This window comes from Staphylococcus sp. FSL W8-0056, from assembly GCF_037963075.1.
GTDB classification, from domain to species: domain Bacteria; phylum Bacillota; class Bacilli; order Staphylococcales; family Staphylococcaceae; genus Staphylococcus; species Staphylococcus aureus.
In genome coordinates this window covers 657,801-675,169 of sequence record NZ_CP150142.1, presented here as the reverse complement: position 1 = coordinate 675,169, position 17,369 = coordinate 657,801, and the positions used below count along the sequence as shown (strand labels likewise).

The 17,369-nt window shown below is 31.2% G+C and carries 17 protein-coding genes; 3 read left to right on the top strand and 14 right to left on the bottom strand.

Annotation, left to right across the window (positions count from 1 at the left end; all coding sequences use genetic code 11):
• The 7 genes from NSS86_RS03505 to opp3b form a co-directional block, all read right to left on the bottom strand.
• Complete coding sequence (locus NSS86_RS03505) at nt 1–987, bottom strand: ABC transporter ATP-binding protein (RefSeq protein WP_001067052.1); 987 nt, start codon at nt 985–987, stop codon at nt 1–3.
• Nucleotides 988–1,037: 50 nt separating this feature from the next.
• Nucleotides 1,038–2,753 (bottom strand): oligopeptide ABC transporter substrate-binding protein, encoded by a 1,716-nt coding sequence (gene opp4A, locus NSS86_RS03500; protein ID WP_000517183.1) that lies wholly within the window; start codon nt 2,751–2,753, stop codon nt 1,038–1,040.
• 211 nt (nt 2,754–2,964) lie between these two features.
• The gene (locus tag NSS86_RS03495) at nt 2,965–4,620 is read right to left on the bottom strand and encodes a peptide ABC transporter substrate-binding protein (RefSeq protein ID WP_000197018.1); all 1,656 of its coding nucleotides are present in this window, start codon (nt 4,618–4,620) and stop codon (nt 2,965–2,967) included.
• 18 nt (nt 4,621–4,638) lie between these two features.
• Nucleotides 4,639–5,580, bottom strand: coding sequence for an ATP-binding cassette domain-containing protein (locus NSS86_RS03490; RefSeq protein WP_000786734.1), 942 nt, complete (start codon nt 5,578–5,580; stop codon nt 4,639–4,641).
• The gene (locus NSS86_RS03485; RefSeq protein ID WP_000140050.1) at nt 5,570–6,652 is read right to left on the bottom strand and encodes an ABC transporter ATP-binding protein; all 1,083 of its coding nucleotides are present in this window, start codon (nt 6,650–6,652) and stop codon (nt 5,570–5,572) included. Before NSS86_RS03485 ends, NSS86_RS03490 begins: the two co-directional genes overlap by 11 nt.
• A gap of 15 nt (nt 6,653–6,667) precedes the next feature.
• Complete coding sequence (gene opp3C / locus NSS86_RS03480) at nt 6,668–7,738, bottom strand: oligopeptide ABC transporter permease (protein ID WP_000829632.1); 1,071 nt, start codon at nt 7,736–7,738, stop codon at nt 6,668–6,670.
• Nucleotides 7,738–8,664, bottom strand: coding sequence for an oligopeptide ABC transporter permease (gene opp3b / locus NSS86_RS03475; protein ID WP_000521533.1), 927 nt, complete (start codon nt 8,662–8,664; stop codon nt 7,738–7,740). Before opp3b ends, opp3C begins: the two co-directional genes overlap by 1 nt.
• A gap of 242 nt (nt 8,665–8,906) precedes the next feature.
• Between opp3b and NSS86_RS03470 the strand changes: the two genes are divergently transcribed.
• Nucleotides 8,907–9,278: a DUF3899 domain-containing protein gene (locus NSS86_RS03470; protein ID WP_000915157.1), complete on the top strand. Its 372-nt coding sequence runs from the start codon at nt 8,907–8,909 to the stop codon at nt 9,276–9,278.
• Nucleotides 9,279–9,332: 54 nt separating this feature from the next.
• Here NSS86_RS03470 and fabF read toward each other — a convergent pair whose 3' ends face one another.
• Together fabF and NSS86_RS03460 are read right to left on the bottom strand one after the other, a co-directional pair.
• On the bottom strand, nt 9,333–10,577 hold the full coding sequence (gene fabF / locus NSS86_RS03465) for a beta-ketoacyl-ACP synthase II (RefSeq protein ID WP_000081231.1): 1,245 nt from the start codon (nt 10,575–10,577) through the stop codon (nt 9,333–9,335).
• Nucleotides 10,578–10,588: 11 nt separating this feature from the next.
• A complete protein-coding gene (locus NSS86_RS03460) occupies nt 10,589–11,530 on the bottom strand; it encodes a beta-ketoacyl-ACP synthase III (protein ID WP_001100526.1) in 942 nt (313 codons plus the stop codon).
• 294 nt (nt 11,531–11,824) lie between these two features.
• Here NSS86_RS03460 and NSS86_RS03455 point away from each other — a divergent pair, with 294 nt between their 5' ends.
• A complete protein-coding gene (locus NSS86_RS03455) occupies nt 11,825–12,010 on the top strand; it encodes a YjzD family protein (RefSeq protein WP_000682089.1) in 186 nt (61 codons plus the stop codon).
• Nucleotides 12,011–12,266: 256 nt separating this feature from the next.
• Here NSS86_RS03455 and NSS86_RS03450 read toward each other — a convergent pair whose 3' ends face one another.
• The 5 genes from NSS86_RS03450 to NSS86_RS03430 form a co-directional block, all read right to left on the bottom strand.
• Nucleotides 12,267–12,701 carry an MAP domain-containing protein gene (locus tag NSS86_RS03450; protein ID WP_000769694.1) on the bottom strand — a complete coding sequence of 145 codons (435 nt, stop codon included), beginning with the start codon at nt 12,699–12,701 and terminating at the stop codon, nt 12,267–12,269.
• Between the two features lie 310 nt (nt 12,702–13,011).
• Complete coding sequence (locus NSS86_RS03445) at nt 13,012–13,527, bottom strand: YbhB/YbcL family Raf kinase inhibitor-like protein (RefSeq protein WP_000700882.1); 516 nt, start codon at nt 13,525–13,527, stop codon at nt 13,012–13,014.
• Complete coding sequence (locus NSS86_RS03440) at nt 13,505–14,626, bottom strand: MFS transporter (protein ID WP_001037440.1); 1,122 nt, start codon at nt 14,624–14,626, stop codon at nt 13,505–13,507. The genes NSS86_RS03445 and NSS86_RS03440 overlap by 23 nt, the downstream gene beginning before the upstream one ends.
• Nucleotides 14,619–15,260 carry an L-threonylcarbamoyladenylate synthase gene (locus tag NSS86_RS03435; protein ID WP_000404422.1) on the bottom strand — a complete coding sequence of 214 codons (642 nt, stop codon included), beginning with the start codon at nt 15,258–15,260 and terminating at the stop codon, nt 14,619–14,621. Before NSS86_RS03435 ends, NSS86_RS03440 begins: the two co-directional genes overlap by 8 nt.
• Entirely contained in the window at nt 15,244–16,389 is a 1,146-nt protein-coding gene (locus NSS86_RS03430; RefSeq protein ID WP_000619364.1) for a LeuA family protein, read from the bottom strand. The genes NSS86_RS03435 and NSS86_RS03430 overlap by 17 nt, the downstream gene beginning before the upstream one ends.
• A 109-nt stretch (nt 16,390–16,498) precedes the next feature.
• On the opposite strand from NSS86_RS03430, the gene NSS86_RS03425 reads away from it, so the two are divergent.
• Nucleotides 16,499–17,368 (top strand): LysR family transcriptional regulator, encoded by an 870-nt coding sequence (locus tag NSS86_RS03425; RefSeq protein ID WP_001047069.1) that lies wholly within the window; start codon nt 16,499–16,501, stop codon nt 17,366–17,368.
• Nucleotide 17,369: the final 1 nt, after the last annotated feature.

Below are 17,369 nucleotides of genomic sequence, written 5' to 3'. Positions count from 1 at the left end.
TTATATCTCCTTATATTCATTTTTGTACAAATGACAACGTACAATGACGTCTTCACAAACATGCATTTTAGGAGATTGATTATTACAAATATCCAGTTTTTTGTTACATCTATTTGCAAATCTGCACTTATTAACGTGAAATGCTTGGATTGATGGCACAATTCCTTCTATCGTTTCAAGTCGTTTCTGCCCTTCTTTAAGTTTTGGAATTGTTGATAATAATTTTTGGGTATAAGGATGTTTCGGATTGTGTAGTATTTCTTTTATGCCTCCAAATTCTACAATTTGACCTGCATACATAACTAAGACTTTATCGCAAAACTCAGCAACTACACTCAAATCATGTGTAATCATCATAATTGCCATTTGCGTTTCCTTTTGCAATTCTTTTAATAAGTCTAATATTTGCGCTTGAATCGTGACATCCAATGCTGTTGTAGGTTCATCAGCAATTAATAATTTAGGAGAACATGAAATGGCCATTGCAATCATTACTCTTTGTCTCATACCACCAGATAATTGATGAGGATAGCTATTTAATATTTCATCTTGTCTAGCAATTCCAACTTTTTTTAGTAAATCTTTTGCTAAGTTATTTGCTTCTTTTTTAGAAATTTTTTTATGTGATTTTATAGATTCCACAAGTTGATTTTTTATGGTAAATACAGGATTTAAAGCAGTCATAGGTTCTTGAAAAATCATAGCAATATCATTTCCTCGAATATCTAGCAATTGCTTCTCATTGAGCGTATCGATTCGTTTACCATCAAATATAACTTCTCCACTACTTAGTTTAGATATCTTTTCTGGTAATAATTTAATAATTGACTTACTTAATATGGACTTACCGCAACCAGATTCCCCTACTATACCCAAAACTTCTCCTTTAGATAATTCAAAAGAAATATTTTCAACAGTTGCTAACCATTCATTATTTATTTTTAATGATGTTTCTAAATCTTTAACCTCTAACAATACATTATTCATAACATCCCCCCATATAAGTAAACCTCGACAAAATCGTCGAGGTTACATTACTAAGCTTCTTTAGTTAAATTATATAAACTTTGATCAGTTCCAATTTCAATGTCTAAGTTTCGTACTTTATCGTTAACAATAGTTATCGATTTACCTTGGAACATTGGTAATCCAGGTAACTCATCATTCATATATTTTTGCCATTTAACATAAATATCTTTACGTTTCTTTTCATCAATGCCTACTTTTTCGAAGTCTAATGCATCATCTAAATATTGATCTGATTTTGGTAAAACTGTTCTCATTTCATTTTGAGGTCTATCAGTGTGGTATAAATCTGATGGATCTGGATCTGTACCTCCTGCCCATGATCTGAAGTACACTTCCATATCTTTAGATGCATTTGCTAAGTCTTCATTATATTTACCGAATTCTACTAACTTCACATTTGTTTTCAAGCCAACTTTTTCCCAGAAATCTTTTATCGCAGCAGTTCTTGGTTCAAAAGTAGGATTTGAACCTGAATAATGTTTAAAGTTAATCTCAAATTTATTACCTTTAGGATCTTCTCTAAATCCGTCACCATCTCTATCTTTATAACCTAACTTATCTAAGATTTTTTTAGCTTTTTCAGGATCATATTTGTAATCATTTAGGTCCTTAGGATTGGCTGCTATCCAATGCATAGATGGTACAAAACTATTGATTTCACTAGCGTAACCATTGAAAAACGCTTTAATCCATTTTTCTCTATCAATTGCATAAAGCATTGCTTTACGTAATTCTTTGTCTTCATATTTTGGTCTCACTTTACCAGTTTTATTAGCTTTTTTATCGTAATCATGAGATACGAATCCTATTAAACCGTAGTCTAAGCTTGGCGCAGATAATACCTTGAGACCAGCATTAGATGACTTAGCATCTTTTGCCATTGCACCGGTAGCATCATTCGCAACATCAATATCGCCTTTTTCCATTGCCTTAATAATTTGAGCTTGATCAATAACTTTTAAATTGATTTTGTCTAGTGCAGGCTTACCTTGCCAATAATCATCAAATTTAACGAGTTGAACAGCCTCACCTGGAACGATTTTCTTAACTTTATACGGTCCAATACCAATAGGATATTTTCGGATTTTATCTGATTTCGCTAAATCTTTAATTGGTACATCTGATAAATATTTTTTACTTAATAAATGTCCAGTAATAAATCCTGTTAAGTAATTTTCTTGTTTTTTATCAAATGTAACCTGCATAGTGTAGTCATCTATTTTCTTCAATCCGCTAATATGATCAGTTTTTCCTTCATGATAATCTTTCGCACCTTGGATATTTTCTACACTTGGATAATAAGCACCTTCGTAGTCCTTGTTAGCTAAGACTTCAATTGAATAAATCCAATCATCAATTTTCAATTCATTACCATCATGCCATTTAATACCTTTTTTAATTTTAAATTCTATTTTCTTAGCCGGCTCGATGTCCTTCCATGAAGCAATATATGCCTTAGGACGTATTTTTTTATCAGTTGCTAATAAGCTTTCGTTAAAATATCCCTCAACTACAGAATCTGCATGTGTACTATTTAATAACGAAGAATAAACACCACTTGGCGGTGCTGTTAATGCTACATTTAAGGTACCACCTTTATGTTTTGAGGTTTCCGTTTTAGTAGCATCTTTTACTCCTTCATCTTTATTACTGCTTTTTCCGCAAGCACTCAACACTAAAACGACAATAAGAAGTATTGAAATATATTTAATTAGCTTCCCCATACATATGCCTCCTACTTTCAATCTAATTTTTTCTTTTTAGTTTACTCATAGAAAAAATTATTACAAGTTTATTTTTAGAATATTCAGTTATTTATGCATTTAATCAATTTCAGTAATTTAAAAAACGACTTATTTTAAATTTTTATTCCCAAAGTTTTTATCCAACACAAAAAGACTGGAGATATGTCTCCAGCCTAATTTACAAAGCATATTATTTTTTCTTCTTACCTGTTTCTTTATCTATCGATTTATCAATATATACATGTTTAAGTGAGTTATTTGGACCAAATTTATGGTAAATTAATCCTTTTACTTGAGGATTTGTTAAATGTGCAACACCTTTTTGATAAATTGGTGCTACCGGTGCATCTCCTAGGAACATTTCTTCTGCTTTTTTCAAGTTTTCATATCGTTCGTTCGGTTGAAGTGCCAATTTGGTTCTTGCTACTTTAAGTAATTGATCATATTCTTTATTACCCCAGTCTGTATTATTTTGTGCGCTACCTGTGGTCATTGTTTCTAAATAAGCCATAGGATCAGGGTAATCTGCAGACCAACCACTAAGTGATGCTTCAAAATTGTTACTCAGTTCTAGTGATACTCTTTGTTTAAACGGTAATTGCTTAATTTTCAAAGTAACTCCTGGTAAATTTTTCTCAACTTGCGATTTGATATATTCAGCAGATATTTTTGCATCTGGTGTATCTTCTGTGTTCATTGAAAATGTCACTTCATTTTTACCTAACTCTTTTTTAGCTTTGTCCCAGTGTGCTCTTGCTTCTTTAGGATTATATTTTAAAGGCGAATTCATGGTACTCGCATAATCTTTGCCATTAGGCGCTTTCGCAATTCCTTTGGCTGTTAGTGTATCGGAAGGAATTGAGCCATTGTTTTTCACTGAATCAACGTATCCTTTTTTATCTATTGCTTGTGCGATAGCCAATCTTAAATTTTTGTTTTTAAAATCAGGATATTGTTTTTCATTCATTTTTACAAAAAATGTCCCAGACGTTAACACAAAGTTTAATCCTTTGTTGTCTTTATATTTATTTACTTGATCTGCAGTAATAACTGCGTCATCTACTGATTCAGTATCATACAATGATGCACCGGCTTGTAAGTCTTTAATAACTTTATAATTCACTTTATCTAATTTTACATTCTTTTTATCCCAATAATACTGATTTTTAGATAGTAAGGTTTTATCTTCTTGTTTCCAATCATCAACTTTAAATGGACCATTGTATACCGCTCTATCAGCTGCCGTACCGTAATTTTTACCATATTTTTTGGCAACTTTTTCATTTTGAGGTGCAAAGGTATTAAGTGCTAATAATTGATTAATATATGGAACCGGCTTTTCTAATTCAATTTGTAATGTTTCATCATTTAATGCTTTGATACCTAATTGCTCTACAGGTTTCTTACCAGTACTAATATCACTCGCATTTTTAATGTCCCCCATAATGTATGCAAATTCAGAACCTGTTTTAGGGTCAACTGTTTTTCTCCAAGCATAAACAAAGTCTTGTGCAGTCACTTTGTCACCATTGCTCCATTTAGCATCGCTTCTTAATTTAACCTTTAAAGTTTTACCATCTTTACTCTTTTCAGGAAAAGCTTTCGCAACACCTAACACCGGTTTGTCACCTTTTCCTAATGTGTATAAACCTTCGAATGTTTGCGCAGTCACTTCAGAAGATATTTCATCCGTTATTAATGATGTATCAAGGGATGTTAAGTCTGATGACAAAATTTTTCTGAATACTTGACCTTTATCTGAATAAATACCATCGTCATTAGCACAACCACTTAATGCAATTGTAGCAATCAAAATTAAAATAAGTGTTCTAAATTTTCTCGTCATTGCATTTCCCCCTTCCCCTTAATTTTGTGTCACCAATTTATTTTCTCGTAGTTGTGCCGCTTCTTCTTCAGTACTAAAGACAAAGTGATTCGGTCTAATTTCATGTAATTGTCTTAAATGATTATTTGCTTCATCATCAATATAACTAAATCGTTTGCGACTGCGTTCTGATTCAGGATCAGGTTGTGGAATGGCTGATAATAAAGACTTAGTATAATCGTGTAATGGATTTTGATAAATTTCTTCTGCCGGTCCAATTTCAACTATTTTCCCAAAATGCATGACTGCAATACGATCTGAAATATACTTCACCATTGATAGATCATGAGCTATAAATAGGAACGTAATCCCTCTTTCACGTTGTAATTTTAATAATAAATTAACTACTTGAGCTTGGATTGAAACATCCAATGCCGATATTGGTTCGTCCGCGATAATGAATTCTGGTTCAACGGCTAATGCACGGGCAATTCCAATACGTTGGCGTTGTCCACCTGAAAATTCATGAGGATAGCGATTGGCATGTTCTTTACTTAATCCAACAGTTTCAAGTAAATCATAGACACGTTTTTTTCGGTCACGCTTATCAGTTGCTAAATGATGGATATCAATACCTTCAGCTACTATATCCATTACTTTTAACCTAGGATTTAAAGACGCATATGGGTCTTGAAAAATCATCTGTATCTTTTTATTAAATTTAAGCAAATCTTTACGTTTACGAATCTTTTGTATATCAATACCCTCATACAAAATTTCTCCACTTGTAATATCATTAAGTTTAATAATTGATTTACCAGTTGTAGATTTACCACACCCCGATTCTCCTACTAAACCTAATGTTTCCCCTTTGTATATATCAAACGAAATATTTTCAATCGCTCTCACTTCGTTTTTCTTTCCTGCGTTAAAATATTGCTTTAAATTTTTAATAGATAATAGCACTTCATCATTTTTCATTGAACGACACCCTTTCTACCTTGAGTGGTTTTTCATAATTATTAGGCATCGGTTTCATACGTTGTTTTACCAGCTCGGGTAGTTCAACTTTTGGTGCACGTGCGTCTAATAACCAAGATTTCACAAAATGTGTCGGTGAAACTTTAAACCACGGTGGTTCTACTTTAAAATCAATATCTAATGCATATTGACTACGTCTCGCAAATGCATCACCTTTAGGTGGGTGTAATAAATCAGGTGGCGCTCCAGGAATCGCTAGTAATGGTGTGTCATTTGTTGTTGATAAATCAGGCATTGACGATAATAATCCCCATGTATATGGATGCTTTGGATCATAAAATATTTCGTTAACATCTCCTGTTTCAACCATTTGACCACCATACATAACTGCCACTCTATCAGCAATATTCGCAACAACCCCTAAATCATGCGTTATAAAAATAATTGCTGTATCGATTTTTTGTTGTAGTTCTTTCATTAAATCTAAAATTTGTGCCTGCATCGTTACGTCTAATGCAGTCGTTGGTTCATCAGCAATGAGCACTTTAGGTTCACAAGCTAATGCGGTTGCAATAACAATTCTTTGCCTTTGTCCACCTGAAAATTGATGAGGATATGCTTTAAATCTTTTTTCTGCATTTGGTAAACCTACAAGATTTAGTATTTCCAATGCGCGCTTTTTAGCTTGTGCTTTACTATAATTTTTGTGCTTAATTAATGGTTCCATGACTTGTTTACCAATTTGCATCGTTGGGTTTAAAGATGTCATTGGATCTTGAAAGATCATTGAAATATCTTTGCCACGTAATTTAATTAACTCATTTTCAGGTTTTTTTGCTAAATCTTCCCCTAAAAATAAAATTTCTCCCTTTTTAATTCTTCCTGTGTCCCCTTGGAATAATTTTGTAATTGCTTTTGTTGTTACAGATTTACCTGAACCTGATTCACCAACAATTGCCAATGTTTCCCCCTTGTTTAAATAAAAATCTACACCTCTCACTGCCTGCACTTCCCCTGCTGTAATATCAAAGGAAACATGCAAATCATTTACTTCTAATATTCTTTCAGTCATATGCTATGCCCCCTTTTATTTACGCATTTTCGGATCAAATGCATCACGTAATCCATCACTAAATAAGTAAAAGAATAGAATTAATAAACTTAAAATCATTGCTGGTATAAATAATTCATGTGGATAAATTAATAACATTGCGCGCCCATCATTTACTAATGACCCTAACGATGTTTGAGGTGCAGGTACACCTATACCAATGAAACTTAAAAATGCTTCGAAGAAAATAGCACTAGGTACTGTAAACATTGATGTAACCACGATAGCACCTAACGTATTAGGTAAAATATGCTTAAATATCAATTTGAATTTTGAAGCCCCCAATGTTTTCGAAGCCATGACAAACTCTTGATTTTTCAATTTTAAAAATTCTCCACGTACAACTCTGCTCATGCCTAACCAGCCTGTGATAGACATAGCCAATATAATTGTCCAAATGGATGGTTCAAAAATTAATACAAATAAAATTACGACAATTAAATTCGGAATAGATGCTATGACTTCAAGTATACGTTGCATAATCGTATCGACACGTCCACCGAAGAATCCAGAAATCGCACCATATACAACGCCAATAAAAATATCTAACATCGCTGCAACAACACCGATAAACAATGAAATTTGAGCACCTTTCCATGTTCTTGTCCATAAATCTCGACCCAACTGATCAGTACCAAACCAATAATTTTCTTTAGCATTTGCTGCTTTATAAGCATCCTTGCCATCTGCATCTTTACCATCAAAAGGTAAAAATGGAACTTTGTCTAATACAGGTATTTTTGCCGGAAGATTTCTATGTTCTACATTTTGTTCAGCATAATCATGTTTATTTATAACTGGACCGATAAAAGCAAATATTACAATGATAATTAAACCTATCATACCGACAACAGCTAACTTATTTCGTTTTAACTGAGCCCAAGCATCTTGCCAAAAGTTTTTGCTTTCTCGTTGCATTTCAGGTTCCTGATTCAAGTCTAATTCTCTAATAATAAAATCAGATGATGCGATAGCGTCAGAGGTATGCGTCATAGCTGCATTAGAATGATCGTCGTTAATCGACAAATTGTTTTTATTTTCAGCCATTATTTTTTACCTCCTTGAACACGAATTCGTGGATCTATCACACCGTACAAAATATCTACAATAAAAATAGAAACGATAAACAGTGTGCTAAATAATAGTGTGATTGCCATGATTACTGAGAAATCATTTGTTGTAATTGAACGTACGAATTGATCCCCTAATCCAGGAACCCCAAAAATATTTTCAATTGTTAAAGTGCCTGTTAAAATACTTGCTAACATGGGAACGATAATTGTAATAATTGGAATTAAAGCATTTCTAAGTGCATGTCCAAAAAGTACACGCATTGTCGAATTACCTTTAGCTCTCGCTAATAAAATATAGTCTGAACTTAATACCTCTATCATCTCTGCTCTTATGTATCTGGCGACAGTTGCTAAAACAGCTGCAGATAATGCAAGTGACGGTAATACCGCGGTCGAAAAACCTTCCCATCCAGCTACTGGGAACCATCTTAATTTAACTGCAAATACATATTGTAAAAGTACAGCAAGTACAAAAGATGGTACAGATACAGCAATAACTGAAATAACTGTAGTTGTATAGTCAACCCAAGAATTTTGTTTAGTAGCTGCTGCAACACCTAAAATAAGTCCCAGTATCACACCGATGAACATTGCTGTAAGACCCATTTCAAAAGAAGGTAGTAGTCTCGGTTTAATCAAATCCCACACAGGTTGATTATGATACTGGAATGAATTACCAAAATCGCCTGTAACAACATTTTTTAAATAATGTAAATACTGCGTAGCTACAGGATCATTTAATCCATATTTTTCATTTAAAATTTCTTTTTGTTCAGCATTTAATTTAGCATCGTTAAATGGCGAACCTGGCATTAATTTCATTAAGAAAAATGTAATTGTAATAATAATAAATAAAGAAATAAGCATATAAATAAATCGTTTGAAAATATATTTCCCCATCTAATCCCCTCCTCTAACAAATTCCGATTTCTAAATTTCCATTCCCTTCAAAATTTTCTGAAATCTTAACTAATATTATATATACAATATTTACTATATATCAATATTTTTTTGCTTTAAACTAATGAAGAATGATTGATTTTAGAATTTCAATAAAGCTGCAGAAATTAAAAAATCATTCCTCAATGTCTCATTTTAATGTAAACTATGCGTAAGAGTTTTCTATAAGTGGGAGTGATCAAATGTTGAAAAAATGGCTTGGAATGGCACTAATAACGCCAATATTAACGTTTATTATATGGGTTTTTAATAGCCATACTATCATTACATATTTAAATATATTGTTTTATGTTTCATTAATTATTTTTATTAGCATATTTTTGATTTTACTTGTACAAGAAGGCATTTTTGATGCGACAAGTTATGGTTTTAGAAGATTAAAGTATCAAATGTCATCTTCGAAAAAGAAGAAGTCTATCTCTGATGATCCATTTTTCAACCCACAAGAGGTAAAAAAAGAGCATTACTTTGTTTCTACATGGATAATCCCCTTATTATTAATAAATATTCTATATTTTATTATGACGATTGTGCTGTCGCTCATCTTAGTATAAAGAAACAGAAAAAATCTTCAGTAACTAAAACAACGTTACTGAAGATTTTTATAATTATGCTTCAAATTTCTTGAATACTAATACTGCGTTATGTCCACCGAATCCTAAGCTATTACTCATTGCATAAGTAATATCAAGGTCTTGCGCTTCATTTGGAACAATATCCAAATCACATTCTGGGTCTGGTGTTACCGCATGTATTGTCGGTGCGACTTTAGAGTCTTTAATTGAAAGCGCTGAGAAGATTGCTTCAATTCCACCTGTTGCACCAAGTAAGTGACCAGTCATTGATTTTGTTGAGCTAACTTTTAAGTGTTTAGCTGCTTCACCAAATGTATTTTTAATAGCTTTAACTTCATTTAAGTCACCAACAGGAGTACTTGTACCATGGGCATTTAAGTATTGTACATCTTTAGGTTCAATACCAGCATCATCCATAGCTGCTTGCATTGCTCTAGAACCGCCTTCACCTTCTGGAGCTGGCGCTGTAATATGATAAGCATCACCTGTAGTACCATAGCCAACTATCTCAGCATAAATATTGGCACCTCGAGCTTGTGCTGATTCTAAAGATTCGATTACTAAAATACCAGCACCTTCACCCATAACAAAACCGTCTCTACCTTCTTGGAATGGACGACATGCTGTTTCAATGTCATCATTTGTAGAAAGCGCTCGACTTGCACTGAAACCTGCAATTGCCATATGAGTGATTGGAGCTTCCGTACCACCAGTAATCATTGCATCTGCATCACCGCGTTGCACAATTTTAAATGCTTCTCCGATTGAGTTTGTACCTGTTGCACATGCTGTAACTGTTGCACCATTTGGTCCTTTTGCACCTAAGTCAATTGATACTTGCCCAGTTGCCATATCAGGAATTAACATTGGTACGAAAAATGGACTCACACGTCTTGGGCCTTTATCCATTAATTGTTTATGTGCAATTTCAAATGTTTCCATACCACCGATACCAGAACCAATCCATACACCGATTCGATCTGCAGTATTATCATTGATATCTAATTGCGCATCTTTAACAGCCTCTCTAGCTGCTACAATTGCATATTGAGTAAATCTATCCATACGACGCGCTTCTTTTTTGTCGATATGATCTTCAATATTAAAGTTTTTAAGTTCTCCTGCTAAGTGAACGCTATAAGGTTCAGTATCGATACGTGTAATTTTATCGATACCATTTACGCCTTTTAGAGCATTCTCCCATGTTGTTTTGACATCATTACCGATTGGAGAAAGGGCTCCCATACCTGTAATAACTACTCTTTTATTTTGACTCATTCGTTATCCTCCTATTTTCCCCATTTTATTGTCATTGCGCCCCAAGTTAGGCCGCCACCGAATCCGACAAGAACAATTGTATCATCATCTTTGAGTTTACCATTTTTTAATTCTTGATCGATACTTAAAGGTATTGACGCAGCTGAAGTATTTCCATATTTATTTACAGAAACACTCATTTTGTCTTTTGAAATACCTAAGCGTTCTCTAGCTGATTCCATAATTCTAATATTAGCTTGATGAGGAATAAATAAATCTATATCATCTGATGTTAAATTCGCTTTTTCAACTACACGTGTTGATGCATCACCCATAATTCTAACAGCAAATTTAAATACTTCTCGACCATTCATTTTCAGTTTACCAGTATCTTTATCTAAATATAAATGTTTACCACCAGTGCCATCAGAACCCATTTCATAACTTATAATACCTCTGCCTTCTGAAACTTCACCGATGATAACCGCACCTGCACCATCTCCAAATAGAACTGCAGTAGAACGGTCAGTTAAATCTGTTATTTTAGATAATTTATCTGCACCGACAACTAAAATATTATGATAATCTCCAGATTGAACATATTGTTTAGCTGTAATCATTGAATACATAAATCCAGAACATGCTGCAAGTTGATCCATAGAGGCAACTTTGCCCGTCCCTAAACGTTCTTGCAACATATTTGCGACAGTTGGAAATGGCATATCTCCAGTTGCTGTGGCAACAATTATCATATCTATATCTTCAGGCTGAATACCAGCGTCAGCGATTGCTTTTACACTTGCTTCATATGCTAAATCTGAAGTATCTTGATCGTCATCTGCCCAATGTCTTTCTTTAATTCCAGTCATCTTAGAAATCCATTCATCAGATGTATCTAAAAATTGCTCAAAATAGGCATTGTCAATAATCTTTTCTGGTGCATATGCACCAAAACCTTTAATACCCACGTTCATAGTTGAACACCTTCTTAATAAAATTTTTAATACCAGGTATTAATTTAACATAGATTACTTTTTAAACTCAAGTCAGAGGTAGGAATATTGACTAGTTAATAAAATTTTAATGCTTTATTATCGTCAAATTTCAGTATGAAATTGGTTTTAATGCGCTTAAATTTGAATAGCCATTCAGATAAAATCATTTATTTAAACTGTATAATATGGTCAAAATATATGAGATGTTACTATACAAATTTCTAACTTTCACTTAAAATAAAATATATATAATTAAAGTGGAGGTAGAATGACATGAAACACCTCGTAACATTCTTTTGGGCATTATTATTAATGCAAATGGTTAACTTTGTACTTAATAGCCTAGTAGGTGGAGACAGCTTAAATGTAGTGAATCCAATTATCATGGCAGTATTGTTCACGATTTTCACAGCAATTTTTGCTGCAGTAATTAAACCGCCGAAAGATTCATCACAATAACTATTTAGTATAAAATGAAATATGTCTTTCTTATTATTGAAGCTGCCCAGATAAAGGCGGCTTTTATTTTTGGCCATTAATGTTTTGTATTTTGAATATTTTAAAGCTCAATAACCTCTAACCCATCACTTTTAAATTTAGAAAAAGCCTTAATACAAAGATGTCATTTACGAGTAATCTTTGTATCAAGGCAATTATATTATAATCATCACTGTAAAATTAAATGCTTCATGTTGAATTTGATAATTTTAAGTGTTTATTTAGTTTTTACATTAATATCAATTTGTTTAATTGAATTTGAATCAAACAAGTTTGCTGTGTAGCTATCTTTCTTAAGATCCACTTCTTTTTTACTACCATCTTTCCAAGTAATCGTGTAAACGGCAGATTTTGCATTTCGAATCTTCTCAGGTGTTACACCACGTTCATCATATAATAAAGCTTTAACTTTATTTCCTAAATCTAAATATGATAATTGGCTATCTTTTGGTAAATTTAAGTAAGATTGATTGAAAGCCATAATGCCATCTACTGCAATTGTATATGGAACATTTTGCATTTCTTTAGCTTTTTGAGTTGCCGGTAGTTTGTCCTTTTCTGCTGCAGATACCTCATTACTTGTCACAGTAGCGCCAGTCGTTGCGATCATGCCCAGTGCCAAAGTTACAGTTATAAATGATTTTAATTTCATATAATCTCTCTCCTTTGTGAGTTAAAGTATCTTACAAAATCAATATAACACAAATCTAAAAGTTTCAAAAATTATAAGTATGTAAATTGTTTACTTGTTTTTAAAAATAAATTTTAATTAATGTAAAAGCTATAATTGTTAATACTTTCTATTTTTTCAAATAAATTCACATTACAATAACTAAGTTTACATTTCTTAAATTTAATTACTTCTTTGCATTATAGCGAACGCCGTACCTAATATATAAATTAAATCTCTTGTTTCTTTGTACTTTTAATTGAACAATTTTATATTGATGAGATATTTAGCATTAAATTTTTCTTCCTATAAGGTTAATACTTGTTTGATCAATTTTATGTTGATTTACTTCTTTTAAAAATTCATTCAAGTAGAACCCATTCTTCAAATTTAAAGAATGATCTAACGCATAAACTGTTAATTCATATTGATGATCTTTATCAGGTGGTGTTGGTCCTACATAGTGATTTTCTATTTCTGAAAAATCTTCAGCCAACAACCCACTAGTAAAGCTATTTTTACCTTGTACATAGTCACCCTTTGTTCTTGATAAATCTGCTTTTATAGAAATTGAATCACCAGTGATACTTACATTAGCAACGCTCCAATGAATCCATGCAAATCCGCAAACTGGTATTGCATCATAATCTATCAGAGACCATGCAAGATATTTAGTATCTTTTGGAAGTTCTGTTATTTCAAACGGGAATGATTTAATTGGATTGCCATTTATTAAATCACTTATATCTGCGCCTGCCGCATATTCATATGGTATATTATTTCCTTTAAATTCTGTGTTGATTTTCATGTTGATCTCTCCTTAAATAAAATAATGTTAGTAAATATATAAACGTCAATAATGACATAAATAACATTAAATATTGAATAGTTCCAATTGAATATAGATAACCACCAATAAGTAAAAATGCGATATTAAAAATAAAATATAACGTTTCTGCATAATTAAGCATCACTCTTAAGTTACTACTGCTAGAAAGTTTATTTATAGTTTGTGGACGAGTTAACCCTGAAGAAATACCTAAAAATATCATAGAAATAGTAACTGCTATGAAACTTTGATATGTATATATTATTAAAAATATTATTAAACAAATTTCTGACACAAACTTATAGTTCAAGTATTTAGTTAAATAACGTGAAGATAAATAACCCATAACTGTGTAACAAGTTAATACTGAAATAAATTGTAAATTATTCAGTTTTAAATCATTATATATATTAATTGGAATAAATCCTATAAAAAATCCTAATATTAACGCTCTTAAAAAAGAATAATGCAATATCCAAAACTTCTCTTCCGGTAGAAATTTCTTTATCTTTCCCTTTGTTTCTCCTATTAAATTTAATTCCCTATTTTCAACTAATGTGCATCGAATAATTATAATTGTTAGAATTGAAAATATACCAGTCATTATTATAGGCCATTTAATATTTATTCCATAAAGATAACTACCTATAATCCCTGAAATTAATAATGATAGGAACATATAGCTATTTGACTTATTTTGTACGTATTTCTCATTTGTTATATTTCTTTTAATTATTGCGGTATCAACACCCGCCATCATTGAGTAACTTAACCCTAATAATATTTGTGCCACTACTAAAATTAAATATTGATTTTGATATAATAACAACAATAAACCGATGATTTTGAATATTTCACTAACAACTAATTTATTAGAATCTTTTAAGTTACAAATTTTAAAACACTTCTCTTTGTATAGAGAGAATAAAAATGCTGCAATGCCATAAGACGCCATTAATATTTCTAATTGTATTATGGAATAACCTTGAATCAAAAAGTAAATTAATAAAAACGGTAAATAAAAGTATGCTCGTGAAAAAATTCGGTACAAATAAATCCCAAGTATTAACTTATTCATAAATAATACCTGTACCTAGTCTTTCTTTTATTTCTTCAAACTTTATATCTCCTTCTCTTAATAATTCAATTTTATTATCTGTCACTTTAATAATCGTACTAGATGTTTTATAGTTAGTTTTATTTTGACTTCTTAGCATATATCTTACATTTTCGCCCATGTGCTTAATTGCTTCATTTTCAGTTATTAAAATATCATCGGCAGTTCCAGAGATATTTGCTGAAGTAATTGCTATAGGTGAATTAATATATGAAATAAACCTTCTCATCGTTTTATTTTGCACACATCCTATAGCTATACTATCTGAATTATTGAGCATATAATTATAGCTTGTTTTATTTTTTAAAATAATATTTAATGGTCCAGGCCAAAATATTTCAACTAGTTTATCAACTATTTCCGTATTTTGATTATCTCCATACAATTTCCAATCCTCTGGCTTATCAATAAATAATGATAATGGCTTATCTTTCGATCTCTTTTTATATTCAAATATTTTATCGATACAAAGATCATTGTTTGGTAAACTACATAAATTATAATTAGTATCAGTAGGAACAATCACTGGAAAACCATCTTGTAATTGTAAATAAAGTTTTTCAAAACTTTTTACAGAATCATTTAAAATTTCCATCTTTACTCCTCCTTTTTATTATCTGAAGTAAATCCACTGTATCTTCAGGTGCTACTTCAGGTGAAAACTTGTTCACAAGTTTATAGAAAGAAATATTTTCATCAATTTCTTCAGTGTTAACTATTGATTTAAATTTATTGTGCAAGATTTTCTTACTAGAAATATTACTTATTGGAAACTGAACAACTTGTGAATTTTTCAATCCTAAATCACTAGGAACTAAATATTGATACATATTTATATTTTTTTTAGTACCATCTTGATGAATTCCTGATTCATGTTTAAATATATTTTCACCAATTATAGGTTTGTTTTCTGATATTTGAAAATCGAGAATTTTAGAAATATTAATACTAGTTTTATATACGTCGGGTAAAGTGAATTCCGTACTTTCTATTTGTTTTTTTGTCAAAATAGTAATTATTTCCTCAATAGGAGCATTACCCGCTCTCTCACCAATTCCCAAAAATGTAGTTTCTATTTGCTTTGCACCATTTAAAATTGCAGTTAATGTATTTGCAGTAGCCAACCCTAGATCGTTATGACAATGAGCAGAAAAAATTATGTTAGAATATTTTTTTACAAAGTAATTAAAAATATCTCCGTATTCTAATGGTGTCGAACATCCTACAGTGTCCGCAAATGTAACTGTTCTAACTTGATATTTTGAAATAATTTCCATGTATTCTTTCAATTTTTCTCTAGAAGTCCTTGTTGCATCTTCAAAACAAATATCTACTCCTTTTTTATCTTTCTTTAATATATCCAAGCAGTCTTTGATTTTCTGAATATAATATTTATTTGAAAAATTAAGCTTTTCTTTTATATGCAAGTCAGATATTGGCAATAGTATTTTTACCACTAAATTATGAATTTTCAATTTGACTATTTTTTTTATTTCTTTTTCATTAAGCCTAGTCAATACTACTAATTCTTTTTCAGGACTTAAAATGTCTCTGAATTGATGAATATTAAATTCATCCTCGATAGTTGTACACATGCCTACTTCAACAGAATTTATATTTAACTTGTTAATTTGTTTCAATACTTCTTTTTTTATAATTAGACTTTTTCGAACATTACTTTGTTGCATACCATCCCTTATTGTATTATCTTGAATTCGAATCATATTACTTCACCCCCTCGATAACCTCTGATATAATATTAATATTATTTTTATGCAATAAAAATTAAATATTATCTAATGAATTATTAACTTTTTTGAAAGAGGTAAGTTCATGAATTTGGATTGGTACTATACATTTGTCATTTTAGCGAAGACGTTAAACTATCGATTAGCTAGTGAAGAAATTAATCTCACTATACCTTCTATACATAAGCAAATTAAAAATTTAGAACAGCATCTCAATGTGAAACTATTTGAAACTTATAAAAATCAAATTATCTTGACTGAAGATGGTCATACATTTCTTCCAATTGCGCAAAGTTTTATTGAACAATATGAAAGTGGCATCAAACATATCCAACTTAAAAAAACGATGTTTCAATCGAAATTAAATGTTGTCGTGTCTTCATATATCGCGACATTCATTATGCCCAAATTTTTAAAATCTTTCTTTAACGAGCATCCGTTTATCGATGTTTCTCTCCATGTCAAAAATGAAAATATTGAAAAAGATATTAATAATCATACGTATGACATCGGGATTAGCAGAAATCAACCTAAACTAAGAGAAGTTCATTCTGAAAAAGTATGCGAAGGTAAAATTGTATTGATTGCTCCCAATAAAGAGAATAATCATCTTCTAACTGAGGCATCTTTATTTGAAAAATACAAAATAATAAGTGATAACCATCCAGAATATTGGTCATCACTTAAAAATAATATTTTAAATATTTATGGAAAAGCACAATTTCTATCTATCAATGATGTGCATACTTCAATTAAATTAATCGAAATGAATCAAGGTATATCATTCCTGCCTATTTATATAACAACAGATAGTGATTACAATATTTCGGTTATTAACACGAAAATTTTACAAGCGCCTATTTCATTTACATATATATACAGCAAAAAAGAAAGCCCAGAAATATTGGTTTTTATTAAATCATTTAAAAAGTATATTGCCAATGAACAATTATAAT

Bases quoted from the DNA above. Each gene is read 5' to 3' on its own strand.
- NSS86_RS03430 (WP_000619364.1), bottom strand. From the start codon at position 16,389: ATGATTCGAATTCAAGATAATACAATAAGGGATGGTATGCAACAAAGT.
- fabF (WP_000081231.1), bottom strand. From the start codon at position 10,577: ATGAGTCAAAATAAAAGAGTAGTTATTACAGGTATGGGAGCCCTTTCT.
- NSS86_RS03460 (WP_001100526.1), bottom strand. From the start codon at position 11,530: ATGAACGTGGGTATTAAAGGTTTTGGTGCATATGCACCAGAAAAGATT.
- NSS86_RS03440 (WP_001037440.1), bottom strand. From the start codon at position 14,626: ATGAATAAGTTAATACTTGGGATTTATTTGTACCGAATTTTTTCACGA.
- NSS86_RS03485 (WP_000140050.1), bottom strand. From the start codon at position 6,652: ATGACTGAAAGAATATTAGAAGTAAATGATTTGCATGTTTCCTTTGAT.
- NSS86_RS03450 (WP_000769694.1), bottom strand. From the start codon at position 12,701: ATGAAATTAAAATCATTTATAACTGTAACTTTGGCACTGGGCATGATC.
- NSS86_RS03435 (WP_000404422.1), bottom strand. From the start codon at position 15,260: ATGGAAATTTTAAATGATTCTGTAAAAAGTTTTGAAAAACTTTATTTA.
- NSS86_RS03455 (WP_000682089.1), top strand. From the start codon at position 11,825: ATGAAACACCTCGTAACATTCTTTTGGGCATTATTATTAATGCAAATG.
- NSS86_RS03470 (WP_000915157.1), top strand. From the start codon at position 8,907: ATGTTGAAAAAATGGCTTGGAATGGCACTAATAACGCCAATATTAACG.
- opp3b (WP_000521533.1), bottom strand. From the start codon at position 8,664: ATGGGGAAATATATTTTCAAACGATTTATTTATATGCTTATTTCTTTA.
- NSS86_RS03505 (WP_001067052.1), bottom strand. From the start codon at position 987: ATGAATAATGTATTGTTAGAGGTTAAAGATTTAGAAACATCATTAAAA.
- NSS86_RS03490 (WP_000786734.1), bottom strand. From the start codon at position 5,580: ATGAAAAATGATGAAGTGCTATTATCTATTAAAAATTTAAAGCAATAT.
- NSS86_RS03445 (WP_000700882.1), bottom strand. From the start codon at position 13,527: ATGAAAATCAACACAGAATTTAAAGGAAATAATATACCATATGAATAT.
- NSS86_RS03425 (WP_001047069.1), top strand. From the start codon at position 16,499: ATGAATTTGGATTGGTACTATACATTTGTCATTTTAGCGAAGACGTTA.
- opp3C (WP_000829632.1), bottom strand. From the start codon at position 7,738: ATGGCTGAAAATAAAAACAATTTGTCGATTAACGACGATCATTCTAAT.
- opp4A (WP_000517183.1), bottom strand. From the start codon at position 2,753: ATGGGGAAGCTAATTAAATATATTTCAATACTTCTTATTGTCGTTTTA.
- NSS86_RS03495 (WP_000197018.1), bottom strand. From the start codon at position 4,620: ATGACGAGAAAATTTAGAACACTTATTTTAATTTTGATTGCTACAATT.